Raw genomic sequence first — 15,704 nt, 5'->3', positions numbered from 1 at the left:
ATGAGCGTCACTGGGTAACAGACAGGAGTGTTAAGGGCGGATGCAGACAACAGAAATCGATCGACGGCTTGCTGAAGTGAGCCAGCAGCTAACGATGGTGTTGGTGCCGGGATTGCGAGACAGCGATGACGAACACTGGCAAAGCCATTGGGAACGGCGTTTTCCTCACTGGCACCGTATACGCCAGCGGGAATGGTATCAGGCCGATCTAGACCGCTGGGTTCTGGCGATCCGCCGTGAGATCAGCATCTGTACACAGCCTGTGATTCTGATCGGTCACAGCTTTGGCGCACTGGCTTCCTGCCATATTGTGCAACAGGGTCAGGAAGGGATCGCCGGTGTGATGCTGGTGGCTCCTGCCGAGCCCCTGCGCTTTGAAATCGACGATCGCATTCAGGCAGCACCGCTGCCGGTTCCTGCGCTGACATTTGCCAGCCATAACGATCCGCTGATGAGTTTTACTCGCGCCCAATACTGGGCGCAGGCGTGGAACAGTGAGTTAGTTGATGTCGGCGAGGCGGGGCATATTAATGCAGAAGCGGGGTTTGGTCCCTGGGAATATGGCCTGACAAAATTAACTGAATTTTCGCAAGCGCTCATTGCTAATCGTTAATCGGCCAGCTTCCATTAAATCGCCATCCTACATTATTAAGATAGCGTTATATTATTCTTTAATGCCAGGGCAATGCGTTTATTTGTCTTGGCATCGATTTGTTATTAAGACAGTGCTTCCGGATCGCCGGAACCATGCAGCATTTCCTGAATCTGCTGATAAACTTCGGCCGCAGACAAATTGCTATATGATGTCTTACTCTCAAAATGTAATACCTGTTCGCTACCAGAACTATGAAGTGCGCCCATGAGTGCTAGGTCTTCTTGTGTGATGCGCTGTCCTGTAAAGGCATCAAACATTTCAGAATTGCCATCTGGGTATTTAACTACGGAAATGAGCTTACCGTTGTACAACGGAATACCGGTCATCGCCAGAGAATATTCAGTGGCTGCTTTCTGCTGTGCCTTAATCTGTTCAGGTGGCGTGACATTGTTCTCTTCAGTGGCACGCTTCTTTTGAGACGACAGTGTGACCTTCGTGCTCTCGTTCGAACTCGGCATATTTTGCGAGTCGGAATTTGCTGATGTGTCGGTTTTATTCCCCGGGCTGATGGCTGCAACGACAGTTGGGTTGGCAGCTGCGCCAATGGGAGGCATGGTCGCCGGGGTTGTTGAACTCACGATTTGAATATCTGGAATCACCACAGTATAACTCCTTCTTATAGCTATTTAATGCTGGCAATGGTTTTACCAGAGAGTTACTTCAGTGTGTTAAAACCACATGCGTTAATGCACCATTGTTAAAACTTGTGCCGCCAACATAAGTAAGTTAATTATCTTCCTTGGAAGAGGCATCAATCCGATGAGTATAATTTCCTATTATTCAATACAATGACCTTAACGACATGGTTCAATCAAAACACGGTTAATGTAAAACAGTATTTATGCCAAACACTATTCCTGCAAAATGCAACTGCATTAAAAAATACCCTATCAAAAAGTCTATCGGCTGTTTTTTCTGCTTCATTAATATCTAAAAGGCATAAAATTTAACTTTTTGATTACTAATTGTGTGGTTTTATGTGACGAGAGATCTCTATTTTAAAAAAAATAGAAAACTATCATGGTATTAGCATGGATTGGTGACACCGCTTGCTATGTATGTGCTCTACAAGCGCGGGTGAACGCGATACACTGTTTTCCTGGTTTTTTTCCTGTTAAGAAGTGCTATGCCCAGCATTAAACTCACGGTTAACTATTTGTATCGGCAATCTGGTGAAACGCGCGAAACATCACAAGCGACAGCCCGTATTTTTGTTGGTGATGCGCTTATCGCTACTGAGGTGGTTAGTGGTATGACGGAAAGTCCCGTCAATAAGTATTTGCACCACTCGGAGCCTGAAGGTCTGCCTGTACGTGTCGAATGGGATTGCCATGGAACAACAGCCATGACGGTTTCTGAGGTAGAAATCTGTCCCTGCTGCCACCATGATTAGCCTGATACGCTAAGCCGTTTTTGAATGATTCGGTTTCATGATTGACACGCTAAAACACAACGCGAGTTGCAGAAAAGCCAACACATCAGTAGCTTGAAGTATGACGGGTAGACAAGGTGAATGTATGAGAGCAGCGGTATCAACCTTAATAGCCTGTGGACTGTGGACGGCAGCATGGGGAGCGCATGCTGGCTGGTATGTTGTGAGCAATTACGAAGGCCATATTGGGCCTTATCCGGTGCATTTTTCATTGCAGAAATACAGTATTGATCAAGATAAGAACCTGTTGGGAAGCTACTTTTACGATAAATACCGAGCGCCGATCCCGCTGTATGGGCGACTCGCGGAAACGTCACTCGAGATCTGCGAAATTCATACTCCTCAGGATTATGATAAATATATCGTTCAGGGCGTTAAGTCTGACATGGATATGACACATTGCCCGTTTAAATTAACGGAAGTGGGAGAAGAACTCCGCGGCGAGTGGTCGAACGGGAAAGCACGTTATGATGTTAGCTTACGGCGTATCGCATCCTTTGACGATAGCGAGCAACCAGCCAGGGTAGAAGGGCAGATCGATATTCCTTTCTGGGGGCAAACGGCAACCCACAGTTTCATCGGCGTGTATCAAAACAGCGACACAGGGATGGTTGTTGAGGGGATCAAGGCGGTTAACAAGAAGAACGGCAACGTCGATCAGCTTCTTAAACCTGATTTTCAACAATGCCAGTTCGGCTTTTTCATGACTCCAGTTTACATGAATATTGAAAATGGCGAAGATAATCGCAGTATCATGCTGAACTGCTATTCCCACGGCGGTGGTGATATTCTGTTGGAATATCGCTTTAATGCTGAAAATCAGCGTTATGACGTGTTTGGAGAGTAAACATCCTAACGTGGTAGGGGCTTTCTTATTGCTATATTATTATTGTTATATATAAGCCCCTTACATTGTTTTGCAGCCTAAATATATTCATCTTTATTGTTGAAAATAAAACATTTTCATTTCTTCTCCTTTCTTGTTAAAAGTGGAATTGCTTACATTTTCATCATGAGTATATTTTTTGTAGCTATTGATGGTATTGGGTTTAAATGGATTATTATTTACTCAAGGATTAATATGCTTTCAGGAAAGAAAACAGCTCTGGCATTCTCAATATTTTTCACTACTAAAAATAATGATGATAAGAGAGGTATGGTTACACATACCTCTTCCTATTGTCGCGTTCTTTAACTTGATAAATCCCTTGCGGAATAACCTATTTCTGAATAATAAATAGGCATGCAGTAACGTATTTTAGGCGTGGTTTATCACCCCGCGCTTGGATCTAAACTTGATATTTGTTCACTCATCGTTGCATTATGGCAGCGATAAGCATGAATCTGTTCTTTAATTAAAATGTTATTCGCCTCTAATAGCTCGACATTACCGCATTTTTTATTTCTTTCTTCAACCCATGTCTCTTGAGAAGCGTGGAATTTACGTTTTATGTCTTTAGGTGCATCTTCCAATATTCCATAGACGTCGGTGAAAAAGAAAAGATACTGTTCCTTTTCATTTTCAAGCGTTTTATCTTGTGCGGTTTTTGTGATTTTTTCGGCGTTTTCACTGAGCCAGGCTACGGCATAAATTGCTCTGGATAGGGCATCATAGGATTTTTTTTCTACTTTTATTTCTTTTCCGTTATCAATAACGCTGAGATCGTAGGCAAAGTACGGAATGACAATTTTGTTATCGCTGAGCCTATTATTTTTGCTTTCACCCGTTTTAGTGAAAATGTTATTGCCGATTTTATCCCTTTCATCTTTTGTGTACATAAGATCGTCTTCATTAAGAATGATGTCAACGATCGCCTGATTTACGGGGATTTCGACTCGTAGACTGCACGAGAATGCGGTTCCCCAACGTGGCTGAGTGGATATTTTTGAATAAATCACGCTCACGCTATCAACAGACAGAGAGGGAGACTTAGAGAACAGTGATTTTGCGCGGTCGGAAAATGTGTTTTTAACAACGTCAACCGCTTTGGGATCGCTGCATTGAAAATCATCCTTCGCATACGCTGATGTGCAAGTAAGGATAATTCCAATCATGACATAGAGGCATTTTTTCATTTCTTGTCCTTGTTTTCGGTCAATCCAAGCTGTACCAGCCTTTCCCTGGTCATTTGTTGTTGGCAGGTATAAATTTTTGCTTGATCTTCCAGTGAGCGGTTTTTACTCGCGACGGTCTCTATCGCGCCGCACTGTTTATTTTTATTTTTTATCCACTGCCGTGAATCCTCTTTCATCTGCCCTTTAATATAATCAGGTAGGTTATTCCAGTAAGTATTTAATGCCCTATCAGTCTCTATGAACTCTACGAGTGCTTTATTATATTTAAAACGAGGTGATTGATCCTCCAGCCTTGCCGCATTTTCCTGAAACCAAGACAGGGCATAAAGTGTGAGCGAGATTGGCTCATCGTGTGGATACATAATATTGGTTTCTTGCTGGTTATCAGCAATGTGAACATTATAATAAACCTGATCCAATGCGATGTATTCATCGCCTTTTCTATAGTGGTGAAGATTGAAAAGGTAAATATTTTTTGCTTTAGGATCCCCATTTTCTAGAATAGGATAATATTTTAAAAAATTTGACACACCGGATGGGATTTTTATCTTGGCTTTGCCAAAGCAGCTTAGGTTATTTTTTGTTTTAAGCTTTGTGATAATGATGTCATATTCAAATTCTACTTTTTTAATTGTTTCCAAAGATACACGATCGGTGATGGATTGCGCTTTCTCTTGATCTTCTTTGATTAACGACTGAATGACGAGAGGGCTACGGCACACAAGATTATTTGCATTAACATAGTGTGATGAAAGCATTATTAATAATAGGGATTTTATTATGATTTTTATCATTTTCAATTCCATTGAAATCACGTTAGCAGGACATGCAGATTCGTTTATCTGAAGATGGATATGAGTTGGCACCGACCATCTTATAGGTCTCATTTATTTTTTTAAATTGGTAAATATAAACTCGCTCGCCAGCTTCTTGTTTAAGTTCTGATTCCCTTTCGTTAAGTAGGTTCATGACGATTCCTTTGAGGCCAGGCGGAGAAACGATATCCATCTGGATATTAATGATGCCCGGTGATAGCGTATAGTAATTCATGACAAAAACCGATCCTGCGCCCGTGTAGGATTTTTCAAAATATTTTTCTGACTGCGGTTGGTTTTTTATTTCTTGCAGAAATGAAATAAAAGCCATTTTCCCATTTGAACCATTAAAAATAAAGCTGGAGTCAGATTCAAGCTTTGGCATTACTTCGTTGTTTTTATAACTGCTTTTATCTTTTTTCGCTATGCTTACATCATCGTTAGCTGGAATAAAATAGGAGCCAGTGAGTTCAATAAATTGGTTATAGTCTTTTTGTGATAATTTACTTTTTTGCAACACATTGGTGAAATCTGTCACAAAAGTGGGAAAGTCTTGTGCATATACCCCACTGGAGAGAGGGAGGAAAAGCAAAGGCAAAACGACGCTTTTTATATAACTCCGTTTCATAATAAATACACATTCCTTACAAATAGTGAATAAATCTTTTTGATATTATAAGGTTATTCATGGTTATAAGTATATGTTCTTTGCTATTTCAGTCACTATCGAGATGTAGGGTGTACTGAATCCAGAGCGGGAAAAACAGGCTGCCTAAATCAGCAGGGGGGTGACAACAACCTTGACCTTGACCTTGACCTTGACCTTGACCTTGACACTGACCGTCGCCGTCCTGAACGTTCAACGTTTCTGATCGGTGCCAGTAAATCACGTGTTTTCAGATCCGCGATATGAGTGCCATCGATGGCGGGGAAAATACTGTCGCTCAGGCTTTTCAGTATACGTTCGGCATGAGATTCCGACCATTATACTCACCAGCAAGTTGATGTAGGTTGAATTGCGTTGACGTTGGGAGAGTATGGAATGAAGGACAAGCCAGTAAAACCGTGGGTTTTAGGCAAAAAAATAGACGTCGGTGACGTCTATTGATTTATCAATGGTGCCCAGGGCGGGACTTGAACCCGCACAGCGCGAACGCCGAGGGATTTTAAATCCCTTGTGTCTACCGATTTCACCACCTGGGCTTAAATATTGGAGGCGCGTTCCGGAGTCGAACCGGACTAGACGGATTTGCAATCCGCTACATAACCGCTTTGTTAACGCGCCAAAATATTCAGGTCTTAGTAACCAACATCCGCAAATGCCGATGCTTTAAATTGGAGCGGGAAACGAGACTCGAACTCGCGACCCCGACCTTGGCAAGGTCGTGCTCTACCAACTGAGCTATTCCCGCAGCACAGAACATGCTGATTTCTCTAACTTCTTACAAACCAGCGTTGCTGTTGATGCGGTGCATTCTACTGACCTGACGCGATGAGTCAACAGAATTATCAAGCAACCGCACTCGTTTGCTGGTTTTTACGTCGGTTCGATCAAGGTTCAAGCAAATCGTGACGCGCGGCGTTTAAATATTGAAACATGGACCAGAAAGTCAGCACAGCCGCTATGTACAACGCAACAACGCCAATACCTTCAACAATGCGTTCTGGACGCCATAGCAAAGCAAAAAGCGCCATCATCTGAGCCGTGGTTTTAACCTTCCCTATCCACGATACGGCCACGCTACTTCTTTTGCCGATTTCAGCCATCCATTCGCGTAATGCCGAAATAATGATTTCCCGCGCGATCATCGTTGCGGTGGGCAGCGTAATCCACCAGGAATGATAGTATTCCGCAACCAACACCAACGCGACAGCCACCATCACTTTATCCGCAACAGGATCAAGGAAGGCACCAAAACGCGTAGTCTGCTTCCAGCGGCGGGCAAGGAAACCATCAAACCAATCCGTTACGGCAGCAAACACAAAGATCAACGAGCAAAGTAGCGGTGCCCAGGCGAATGGAAGATAAAACGCCAGCACGAAAAACGGAATAAGAGCAACACGAAACAGGGTAAGCAACGTCGGTATATTAAATTGCATAGCGCTTAGGTAACTATCTGGCTGGAGTGGATACTAGGAGTATGTTGCTACATTGTCCCTAGTGTTTCAATGCATGGAAGATCTTTTCTGCCAATGCATGCGAAATTCCTGGAACATTTTCAATCTCCTCAATGCTGGCATTCATCAAAGGCTGTAACCCACCCATGTATTTCAGCAGGGTCTGACGACGTTTAGGACCGACACCTTCAATAAGCTCCAGCGTACTGGTATTTTTTACTTTTGCTCGCTTCTTGCGATGCCCGCCAATCGCATGGTCATGCGAATCATCGCGAATGTGCTGGATCACATGCAGCGCTGGGGAATCAGCTGGCAAAGCCATACCCTCACCGGTAGCCTCAAAAAACAGCGTTTCTAAGCCAGCTTTACGATCGCTGCCTTTCGCAACGCCAAGCAGCAGAGGCTTATTTTTATCCCATGATACCTGCAAGGAGTCAAACACAGTCTGAGCCTGGCCGAGTTGCCCTTTCCCACCATCGATCACAATCACATCGGGTATTTTACTGTCATCTAACGCTTTACCATATCGACGCTGGAGAACTTGCGCCATAGCAGCATAGTCATCACCGGGCGTAATACCACTGATATTATAGCGCCGATATTCCGAACGTAGAGGACCATTAGCATCAAATACCACGCAAGATGCCACAGTTTGTTCCCCCATAGTATGACTGATGTCAAAACATTCCATTCGATGGATTTCTGGTAACTGCAAGACGTTGGCTAATGCTGCCAAACGCTGATGAATAGTGGATTGCTGAGATAATTTCGTGACCAGCGCTGTAGCCGCATTCGTTCGCGCCAATTTTAAATAACGAGCACGATCGCCGCGGGGTTTTGTCTGAATTTGTACTTTTCTTCCCGCGACTGCCGTTAGAGACTCCGTCAGCAAATCTTTATCGGGCAGAGTGAAATCAAGCAGAATTTCTGTAGGGAGCGTTCGACCTACGCTTCCTTGCAAATAGAATTGCCCGACAAAAGTTTGTACGACTTCACCCAATTCCGTACCGCTAGGTACCTTGGGGAAATAGCTCCGGCTGCCAAGTACCTTCCCTTGTCGGATGAAAAGGACATATACGCAGGCCATGCCAGCATCGAAAGCGACGCTGATGACGTCCAAATCTTCGCCGTCACCGGAAACAAATTGTTTTTCCGTCACCCGACGAACCGCTTGGATCTGATCGCGTATCCGTGCAGCATCTTCAAAACGCAGGTCACGACTCGCCACCTCCATCCGGGAGATGAGTTGATTCAGTACTTGCTGATCTTTACCGGACAAGAACAGGCGAACATACTCAACCTGCTGCTGATAATCTTCTTCGCTAACCAAACCGCTAACGCAAGGCCCAAGGCAGCGGCCAATTTGATATTGCAAACAAGGACGAGAGCGGTTGCGATAGACGCTATTTTCACACTGACGCACCGGGAACAATTTTTGCAGCAATAGTAACGTTTCACGCACGGCATTGCCGTTAGGGAAAGGGCCAAAGTATTCGCCCTTTGCATGCTTGGCACCACGATGAACGGTCAGACGTGGATGAGCATCACCACTCAGAAAAATCATGGGATAGGATTTATCATCGCGTAACAACACGTTATAACGCGGCTGATAAAGCTTGATGTAGTTGTGTTCCAGCAGCAAGGCTTCAGTTTCTGTATGCGTAATCGTGACATCAATATGATTGATGCTTTTGACCAACGCCTCGGTTTTACGGCTGGCGACATGACTGCGAAAATAGCTGGCAAGTCGTTTTTTTAAGTCTTTTGCCTTACCGACATAGATGACCGTATTGCCGACATCATACATCCGGTAGACCCCAGGCTGGCTCGTTACCGTTTTTAAAAATGCCGAAGCATCGAAACACTCACTCACTACTTAACAATGTCTCCGCGGTAAAAAGCCCATGCTTGATAGCCAGATGCGTCAACTCAACATCACCGTTGATATTCAGTTTGCTAAACATACGGTAACGATAGCTGTTCACTGTTTTGGGGCTAAGATTGAGCTGATCTGAGATTTCAGTCACTTTCTGACCCTTGGTTATCATTAGCATAATCTGTAATTCGCGTTCAGACAAACACTCCAGCGGCGCGTCCGTTTGCGGTTCCAACTGGCTCAATGCCATTTGTTGAGCAATATCAGAGGCGATATACCGCTTGCCTGCATGCACCGCCCGAATGGCGGAGATCACTTCCTGAGGGGCAGCCGCTTTACTAACATATCCCGCTGCACCCGCCTGCATCACCTTAGCGGGCAATGGGTTCTCGGTATAAATAGTGAGCATAATAACTTTGATGTCTGGCGTAAATCGTAGGATCTTACGCGTCGCTTCAAGCCCACCGATACCCGGCATGCTCATGTCCATCAAAACAACATCAACATCATTGCTTCGACACCATTTGACCGCATCCTCACCACAACACGCCTCACCAACCACTTTCAGACCTTTGATATCGTCAAGAATGCGTCGTATCCCTGCCCGCACCAGTTCATGGTCATCAACAAGAAAAACGCTAATCAAAGAATAATTCTCCAAAAAAGGGAGTAACACTTACATGAAAAGTTGCTTGCAGGTGATACTACGTTGGTTTCAAAAAATAATGAACACTGACTTATATGAATATGTATTTTAAAATATGCCGAGAAGGAATAAAGCATATTCCCGATCATAACAATATATCACTATCCTGAAGGCGCATGTTGATCACACTCTTAACATTTCAAATACGCTACGCAGTATAAACCGTTTAATGATACAAGATGTGTAGAAAACAAACCAGGTGGCATGCAATTGGCTTTATATCTTGAATGTCAATAAAAAATCACTATTGTAAGCAACTTGTGATTAAGCATCACATCATCGCCTACAACGATATTATACAAATAATATATTCAGAGAACAGCGTCCATAGTGAATATCTTATGTATTAAGCACAACACATCTATAGCTTTTTCCACAAAATGGAATCCAAAATATAAACGCTATTTATATAAATTAAATGCATAAAAAACAGTCACTAAAACGGTGTTATCCGCGAATAATATCAATCTACAATATGCTTTATGTTATACTCCTCACTATCTAATTCTGCCTGTTGTGTCAGCGGTAACGCCGCAGCAGGCGAAGAAAAACACCTTTTTCTTGTTGAGGAGAAAACATGAGCAACGTAGATTTTTCTACTACCGCATCTGCTGAGACCCTAGCCCATGAGGTTACCTGTCTGAAAGCTATGGTTACGCTGTTATTAAAAGCAATCGGCCAGGCAGATGCCGGTAAAGTGATCATCAATATGGAAAGATATATTGCTCAATTGGAAGACGCCGAGCAGGCTGCTGTTTTTGATAACACGATTAGACAAATCAAAACAAGTTACCGAAAATAGCACTATTTGCCACACCGCCATCTCAGTAGATTGATCTGGCGGTGTAGCGATATTTAGCATTACCTGTTTAGTTTAATAAATAGAGACTCTCGTCTATTTATTCCCAATGCTGATAAGCTTCAAAAGCAGTGCCTCTTCTTTCTTTTTATATCGTGTTAATTCCGTAACCAATACCTTATCCAAAAACTGTTTCCTGGCGAGTGCCTTTCTTTCATCAACCAACTCCCTCAGTTCAGTGAAGCACTCATTTATCTTGTATTCTTTTGAACTTTCCGTACAAATTATCTCATGGATTGCCTGGCTCAGTTCAGACAACGAGATAACCGATTTTGGGTCCTGGTGACTTTTTTCTATAACAGCCAGTAATTTTTCGAATCCCATATGAACCTCCGAAATCAAGCATAAACTTGCTTATGGCTAACCAGGAAACTCCAGCTACTTCTAAGCGCTGCCCCAGTGGATGTGAACACAGCCTGTGCAAACTCGTAACATCATATACGATCTACAGTCTATTCCATCCATTAAGCATAGCACTTTCTCAAGACTCGCCAGGACATAAGAGGCCGATTTTGCCCAAGCGAAACAATGGTTTTCAACTGCATCGCCAATTGAGTTATACTTTCTCCCAATGGTAATCCGGTTATATGGATAAAAGACACATAAGAAATCATCGAAAATATTAAGTAGAAAAAGTCGAAAAATAGAATGAAAACGAAAGGAAAAGAATTAATAAAAAAGGAAGAATTAAAGAGTAGATCTATTTAAATTAATAGATAACTGGAATAACAAGATGATAACAAATCAAAAAACCATTTGTAACATATTGATATTGTTGGTGGGTCGTGCAGGGTTCGAACCTGCGACCAATTGATTAAGAGTCAACTGCTCTACCAACTGAGCTAACGACCCAACGGGAGGGATTATTCTCCTCCCGAGCGCGCCTGTCAAACACTTCATATTAATTTTTTATATCGCAACAATAGCATTGTTAGAGGTTAGCAATTTTGTTAATCTGCGCGATCTGTATATCTATACTCCTCATTATTTTATATCTTCTTCATTATTAGGGTGAAAAACATACAGCAGCATCTGACATCCTTACCTACCCTTTTTATGCTTGGTTATCTCAGACATCCGCTGTAATAAATACTGCGGTTGCGCTATCTTATTCTCTTCGATTTTCGCAAACGAGAGCCGCCAAAGAGCTCAACACACATCACAGACAGAAACAGGAAAGTGTACTTAAATGGTCGAACAATCAAAAGAATCCGCAGACCTTGCCCCAGAACAGGGTGAGGGACTGCAACGGAATCTGACTAATCGTCATATTCAGCTCATCGCCATCGGCGGAGCGATCGGCACTGGGCTATTCATGGGCTCAGGCAAAACAATCAGCATGGCTGGCCCTTCGATCATTTTCGTTTATATGATCATTGGTTTTATGCTGTTTTTCGTCATGCGCGCAATGGGAGAATTATTACTCTCCAACCTCAACTATAAATCATTCAGTGATTTTGCTGCCGACCTGCTTGGACCATGGGCTGGTTTTTTTACTGGCTGGACTTACTGGTTCTGTTGGGTAGTAACCGGGATTGCCGATGTCGTAGCCATTAGTGCTTACTCTCAGTTCTGGTTCCCTGATTTATCGCAGTGGGTATCTTCCCTGCTTTGTGTTCTGCTATTACTGACGCTAAATCTAGCAACGGTGAAACTGTTTGGCGAGATGGAATTCTGGTTCGCAATGATAAAAATTGTCGCTATCGTTGCGTTAATCGTGGTCGGTGTCGTACTGGTCATGATGCAGTTCTCTTCCCCATCAGGAAACGTCGCCTCTTTTACCAACCTATGGAATGATGGCGGTATGTTCCCTAAAGGGATTAGCGGTTTCTTTGCCGGGTTCCAAATAGCTGTATTCGCGTTTGTCGGCATCGAACTGGTAGGTACGACCGCAGCTGAAACTAAAAATCCAAAAGTCGTATTACCCCGCGCGATTAATGCCATCCCAATTCGCATCATCATGTTCTATGTTTTTGCGTTAATCATGATTATGTCTGTGACACCGTGGAGTGCAATTACTGCGGATCGTAGTCCTTTCGTAGAAATGTTTGTACTTGTTGGCTTACCCGCTGCCGCCAGTATGATCAACTTCGTCGTACTGACATCTGCGGCATCTTCCGCCAATAGTGGTGTGTTCTCAACCAGTCGTATGCTCTTTGGTCTTGCTAAACAAGGCGATGCACCAAAAAGTTTTGGTATGCTATCTAAACGTTCAGTCCCCTCTACTGGGCTGATGTTTTCCTGTATTTGTTTACTCTCAGGCGTGGTGTTGATCTACCTGATTCCGAATGTGATGACCGTATTTACGCTAGTGACCACCGTTTCCGCGATTTTATTCATGTTCATCTGGAGTATCATCCTGTGCTCCTACCTGATATATCGTAAAAAGCGCCCACAACTGCATACAGAATCATCATATAAAATGCCATTGGGAATTTTTATGTGCTGGGTATGCTTGGCCTTTTTTGCTTTCGTTATTGTACTGTTAACATTGCAGCCAGATACACGCCAGGCGCTCATTGTCACGCCATTATGGTTTATTGTTCTGGCTATTGCTTATCAGTTTATTCGTCAGAAAAAGCAGGCTATTGACGGGAAGTAAAATTTGTAAATGCAAGAAAGGCGCAGACAGTCTCTGCGCCTTTAATTTTTTTCGGGAAAATCACGCATAGCATAAACACTCTCTATTCTTGAATATAAACAATTCTCAATTGATGTACGGAAATTAATATGCGGTCAATTAATGTCGCCGCCATTGATATATAAGAAAGTTATTCTCGTAATGAAACGGTTGTGATTCGATTGATATTTTTAGCTAATAGTTCGAAAGCTAAGAAATTGCACTCATCCTTTCTCTGAGAAGCATCAGCAACTACACCTTCTATCTTTCTATTTAACTCATTGATTTTACCGTCATCTAGCGTTGAAACAATAGCAGAGATCAGCATCTCTAGCGATTCGATCTTAGCGTTAAGCGCTTTTTCTCCAGCTTCTTTTTCTGCAAGCTTTATTAAAAGATGAGAGAGGATATTATTCATTTGAACTCCTTAATCAAAAAAATAACCGTCATACATCCATAAGGCAACACCCGTTCTTTGTCGCACAGGATTAGAGAAACATAGCGAAGATTAATGTAACACTGTGAATGGTCTGACCGCTAGTGTCTATTAGCATTTTAAGAAAATCATATTCACACGACGGCAATGAAATGAGGTTGCAGATAAATAAATCAAAAAAATAAAAAAAATCGAAAAGGCATTTTATTTTTTCGAGAAAAAATAACCATTTTAAAGTTTAAAGAAAATCACCAAAATCATGAATATGCGATGAGATTCACAGAAAAAATAAAGATGCTCATTTTTTGACAGAACGTCAAACAAAGATACCAGGTTAGTAGCCAGCTATCGGGAAACAGCTGGCCCTATAGTTACATTTACGCACTCATTGATTGATGTGCGCCACTCACGGCATCCTTTGCTTGTTCACACTGTGACAATATCGTCTGCGCATGAGAATAAAGAATTTTCCCCGCTTCGGTAGGCGTAACACCACGTCGACTCCGCACCAGCAGTTGTTTTTCGAGTTCCCCCTCCAGCGTCGCGACCTGCTGGCTCAGCGCCGGTTGTGCAATGTGCAACAACTCAGCAGCCTGTGTAAGGCTACCGATATCAACGATTTTCACAAAGTATTTGAGCCGTCTAAGATTCATGTCTGCCTCCTGAGTAGTTACCCTAAAGAGGTAGCAAAAAGCGCGCCATATTATGTCTCTATACCTAAGAAAAAGTGATACCTCCTTGATAAGCCACAGGTAAAATAAGGAAAAGAAATGATTCTGCTAACCAACTCTATTAGTTTTGTCTGGGTAACTCGTCATCGAGCGAGTACCCATCTGCACCATCCTAAAGCAAAACCTGCAATTTTAGGGTGCAACGCTACCCGCTAACCGGCATATTTCATCGCTTTTCTATGTTCAACTTGAGCAATAATTTCAATATGTTGGTTATTAGTTCGGCAATCAAACGCACCAAGCGATAACAGCCTTTGACAACCTGAAACGCTACCGCTATTATCCATCGCAACTAACCGATTCCTCTGTAGTTCAGTCGGTAGAACGGCGGACTGTTAATCCGTATGTCACTGGTTCGAGTCCAGTCAGAGGAGCCAAATTCTTGTTTTCATGCCGCTTTGCGAATCCTTATACGATTTAAATTCAACAGGTTAGTGTGGAAAGTCTTCCCGATGCATTTTCAGTTTTTCCTCCGCATCGGGAGAATTTGGGGTCAAGTTGGTTCGATGATGAAGCGACCCCAAATGCCTCTTAACGACTCAAAAATCCGCAACTTAAAACCATCCGAAAAACCCTTCAAAGTCTCCGACTCGCACGGTCTACACCTTTTGGTCAATCCAAGCGGTTCACGTCTCTGGTATCTTAAATATCGTATCAATAGAAAAGAATACCGCTTCAGCCTAAATAGCTTTGCAAAATAGTCGATCACTCGAAGGGAACTCAGTCCGATTTAAGCGATCTGATCAATCGCCAAATATCCCACATCACCAACCGGACTGAGTTATGCCGATCATAGCATTTATCACTGATGAAGAACGACGTCTTATGAAAAGAGAAGCTCAGCAAACTCATGATAAAAACCACGCTCGCCGACTGATGACGATGCTCATGTTGCATCAAGGAATGACTGTTACTGAGGTCGCCAGAATATTGTGTGCGGCTCGTGCCTCGGTAGAACGGTGGATTAATTTGTTTACTTTATATGGTGTTAGTGAATTAAAAAGTCTCAAGCCCGGTCGTGAACCACAGTGGCTGGTTGCTGATATCTTGCGTATTCTGCCGCTTCTTGTGCAGCGTTCACCACAGGATTTCGGTTGGCTGCGCTCCCGCTGGAGTACCGAACTTTTGGCGCTTGTCGTTAATCGGCTTTTTGATATCTCGCTTCATCCCGTAACATTACACCGCTACCTGCGGTTGTCGTTACATGAAGCGGTAACGCGTAATCATCAATGTCGGTATATGTGGCAATTACTCAACCGTGTTACTCAGTTTATGAAGGCCGCCTCACCGTTTCCGGGTAATTAGCACGGACTGGCCAAGTGGAGCGGTAATATGCAAAGCTATTTAGTTCATCCAGGTCTGCTTCGGTCATTGTCATTC

Annotated in this window: 15 protein-coding genes, 5 tRNA genes and 3 pseudogenes; 8 read left to right on the top strand and 15 right to left on the bottom strand. The window is 43.1% G+C overall.

Translation table 11 applies throughout. From position 1 onward, the window contains the following. Positions 1–40: 40 nt before the first annotated feature. Positions 41–613 carry an alpha/beta hydrolase gene (locus tag AACH44_RS13700; protein WP_261849705.1) on the top strand — a complete coding sequence of 191 codons (573 nt, stop codon included), beginning with the start codon at positions 41–43 and terminating at the stop codon, positions 611–613. A gap of 104 nt (positions 614–717) precedes the next feature. On the opposite strand, the gene AACH44_RS13695 is transcribed toward AACH44_RS13700, so the two are convergent. Next, positions 718–1,257: a hypothetical protein gene (locus tag AACH44_RS13695; protein WP_261849704.1), complete on the bottom strand. Its 540-nt coding sequence runs from the start codon at positions 1,255–1,257 to the stop codon at positions 718–720. 524 nt (positions 1,258–1,781) lie between these two features. Here AACH44_RS13695 and AACH44_RS13690 point away from each other — a divergent pair. Together AACH44_RS13690 and AACH44_RS13685 are read left to right on the top strand one after the other, a co-directional pair. After that, the gene (locus tag AACH44_RS13690) at positions 1,782–2,048 is read left to right on the top strand and encodes a hypothetical protein (protein WP_261849703.1); all 267 of its coding nucleotides are present in this window, start codon (positions 1,782–1,784) and stop codon (positions 2,046–2,048) included. Positions 2,049–2,172: 124 nt separating this feature from the next. Continuing rightward, the gene (locus AACH44_RS13685; protein ID WP_261849702.1) at positions 2,173–2,934 is read left to right on the top strand and encodes a hypothetical protein; all 762 of its coding nucleotides are present in this window, start codon (positions 2,173–2,175) and stop codon (positions 2,932–2,934) included. A gap of 425 nt (positions 2,935–3,359) precedes the next feature. Here the strand turns inward: AACH44_RS13685 and AACH44_RS13680 are convergent, their stop codons facing one another. The 10 genes from AACH44_RS13680 to uvrY all read right to left on the bottom strand — a co-directional run bounded on the left by AACH44_RS13680 (position 3,360) and on the right by uvrY (position 9,618). Next, positions 3,360–4,163 (bottom strand): hypothetical protein, encoded by an 804-nt coding sequence (locus tag AACH44_RS13680; RefSeq protein ID WP_261849701.1) that lies wholly within the window; start codon positions 4,161–4,163, stop codon positions 3,360–3,362. Beyond that, a complete protein-coding gene (locus AACH44_RS13675; protein ID WP_338659285.1) occupies positions 4,160–4,957 on the bottom strand; it encodes a lysozyme inhibitor LprI family protein in 798 nt (265 codons plus the stop codon). Before AACH44_RS13675 ends, AACH44_RS13680 begins: the two co-directional genes overlap by 4 nt. Before the next feature lie 22 nt (positions 4,958–4,979). Next, the gene (locus AACH44_RS13670; protein WP_261849699.1) at positions 4,980–5,606 is read right to left on the bottom strand and encodes a hypothetical protein; all 627 of its coding nucleotides are present in this window, start codon (positions 5,604–5,606) and stop codon (positions 4,980–4,982) included. A 149-nt stretch (positions 5,607–5,755) separates the two neighbouring features. Further along, a complete protein-coding gene (locus AACH44_RS21250) occupies positions 5,756–5,902 on the bottom strand; it encodes a hypothetical protein (protein ID WP_425606653.1) in 147 nt (48 codons plus the stop codon). 192 nt (positions 5,903–6,094) lie between these two features. Continuing rightward, positions 6,095–6,181, bottom strand: a tRNA-Leu gene (locus tag AACH44_RS13660). An 8-nt stretch (positions 6,182–6,189) separates the two neighbouring features. Further along, positions 6,190–6,263 (bottom strand) — tRNA-Cys (locus AACH44_RS13655). A gap of 51 nt (positions 6,264–6,314) precedes the next feature. Then, positions 6,315–6,390: transfer RNA gene (locus AACH44_RS13650), tRNA-Gly, on the bottom strand. A 139-nt stretch (positions 6,391–6,529) separates the two neighbouring features. Continuing rightward, positions 6,530–7,078 carry a CDP-diacylglycerol--glycerol-3-phosphate 3-phosphatidyltransferase gene (pgsA, locus tag AACH44_RS13645; protein ID WP_261849698.1) on the bottom strand — a complete coding sequence of 183 codons (549 nt, stop codon included), beginning with the start codon at positions 7,076–7,078 and terminating at the stop codon, positions 6,530–6,532. Positions 7,079–7,136: 58 nt separating this feature from the next. Next, a complete protein-coding gene (gene uvrC, locus AACH44_RS13640) occupies positions 7,137–8,969 on the bottom strand; it encodes an excinuclease ABC subunit UvrC (RefSeq protein ID WP_261849697.1) in 1,833 nt (610 codons plus the stop codon). Then, a complete protein-coding gene (uvrY, locus tag AACH44_RS13635; RefSeq protein WP_010279369.1) occupies positions 8,962–9,618 on the bottom strand; it encodes a UvrY/SirA/GacA family response regulator transcription factor in 657 nt (218 codons plus the stop codon). Before uvrY ends, uvrC begins: the two co-directional genes overlap by 8 nt. Before the next feature lie 637 nt (positions 9,619–10,255). On the opposite strand from uvrY, the gene AACH44_RS13630 reads away from it, so the two are divergent. Continuing rightward, positions 10,256–10,480: a DUF2594 family protein gene (locus AACH44_RS13630; RefSeq protein ID WP_261849696.1), complete on the top strand. Its 225-nt coding sequence runs from the start codon at positions 10,256–10,258 to the stop codon at positions 10,478–10,480. Positions 10,481–10,573: 93 nt separating this feature from the next. On the opposite strand, the gene AACH44_RS13625 is transcribed toward AACH44_RS13630, so the two are convergent. Then, positions 10,574–10,861: a hypothetical protein gene (locus AACH44_RS13625; protein WP_261849695.1), complete on the bottom strand. Its 288-nt coding sequence runs from the start codon at positions 10,859–10,861 to the stop codon at positions 10,574–10,576. Positions 10,862–11,313: 452 nt separating this feature from the next. After that, positions 11,314–11,389, bottom strand: a tRNA-Lys gene (locus AACH44_RS13620). Between the two features lie 337 nt (positions 11,390–11,726). Here AACH44_RS13620 and cycA point away from each other — a divergent pair. Next, the gene (gene cycA, locus AACH44_RS13615; protein ID WP_261849694.1) at positions 11,727–13,139 is read left to right on the top strand and encodes a D-serine/D-alanine/glycine transporter; all 1,413 of its coding nucleotides are present in this window, start codon (positions 11,727–11,729) and stop codon (positions 13,137–13,139) included. Between the two features lie 169 nt (positions 13,140–13,308). Here the strand turns inward: cycA and iraP are convergent, their stop codons facing one another. Together iraP and AACH44_RS13605 are read right to left on the bottom strand one after the other, a co-directional pair. Beyond that, positions 13,309–13,575 carry an anti-adapter protein IraP gene (gene iraP, locus AACH44_RS13610; protein WP_261849693.1) on the bottom strand — a complete coding sequence of 89 codons (267 nt, stop codon included), beginning with the start codon at positions 13,573–13,575 and terminating at the stop codon, positions 13,309–13,311. A gap of 401 nt (positions 13,576–13,976) precedes the next feature. Beyond that, positions 13,977–14,246: pseudogene (locus AACH44_RS13605) on the bottom strand (LysR family transcriptional regulator); the annotation flags it as partial. Between the two features lie 379 nt (positions 14,247–14,625). Between AACH44_RS13605 and AACH44_RS13600 the strand changes: the two are divergent. The 3 genes and pseudogenes from AACH44_RS13600 to AACH44_RS13590 form a co-directional block, all read left to right on the top strand. After that, a tRNA-Asn gene (locus AACH44_RS13600) sits at positions 14,626–14,701 on the top strand. 147 nt (positions 14,702–14,848) lie between these two features. Beyond that, a pseudogene (locus AACH44_RS13595) lies at positions 14,849–15,016 on the top strand (Arm DNA-binding domain-containing protein); the annotation flags it as partial. Between the two features lie 91 nt (positions 15,017–15,107). Next, a pseudogene (locus AACH44_RS13590) lies at positions 15,108–15,518 on the top strand (helix-turn-helix domain-containing protein); the annotation flags it as partial. Between the last annotated feature and the right edge of the window lie 186 nt (positions 15,519–15,704).

The organism is Pectobacterium araliae, assembly GCF_037076465.1.
Classification (GTDB): Bacteria; Pseudomonadota; Gammaproteobacteria; order Enterobacterales; family Enterobacteriaceae; genus Pectobacterium; species Pectobacterium araliae.
The sequence above is the reverse complement of the archived record's forward strand: the minus strand, read 5'-3'. Positions and strand labels throughout refer to the sequence as shown.

Coding starts and splice junctions, on each gene's coding strand:
- AACH44_RS13700 (WP_261849705.1), top strand. CDS start 41: ATGCAGACAACAGAAATCGATCGACGGCTTGCTGAAGTGAGCCAGCAG.
- AACH44_RS13690 (WP_261849703.1), top strand. CDS start 1,782: ATGCCCAGCATTAAACTCACGGTTAACTATTTGTATCGGCAATCTGGT.
- AACH44_RS13685 (WP_261849702.1), top strand. CDS start 2,173: ATGAGAGCAGCGGTATCAACCTTAATAGCCTGTGGACTGTGGACGGCA.
- AACH44_RS13680 (WP_261849701.1), bottom strand. CDS start 4,163: ATGAAAAAATGCCTCTATGTCATGATTGGAATTATCCTTACTTGCACA.
- AACH44_RS13675 (WP_338659285.1), bottom strand. CDS start 4,957: ATGATAAAAATCATAATAAAATCCCTATTATTAATAATGCTTTCATCA.
- AACH44_RS13670 (WP_261849699.1), bottom strand. CDS start 5,606: ATGAAACGGAGTTATATAAAAAGCGTCGTTTTGCCTTTGCTTTTCCTC.
- pgsA (WP_261849698.1), bottom strand. CDS start 7,078: ATGCAATTTAATATACCGACGTTGCTTACCCTGTTTCGTGTTGCTCTT.
- AACH44_RS13630 (WP_261849696.1), top strand. CDS start 10,256: ATGAGCAACGTAGATTTTTCTACTACCGCATCTGCTGAGACCCTAGCC.
- AACH44_RS13625 (WP_261849695.1), bottom strand. CDS start 10,861: ATGGGATTCGAAAAATTACTGGCTGTTATAGAAAAAAGTCACCAGGAC.
- cycA (WP_261849694.1), top strand. CDS start 11,727: ATGGTCGAACAATCAAAAGAATCCGCAGACCTTGCCCCAGAACAGGGT.
- iraP (WP_261849693.1), bottom strand. CDS start 13,575: ATGAATAATATCCTCTCTCATCTTTTAATAAAGCTTGCAGAAAAAGAA.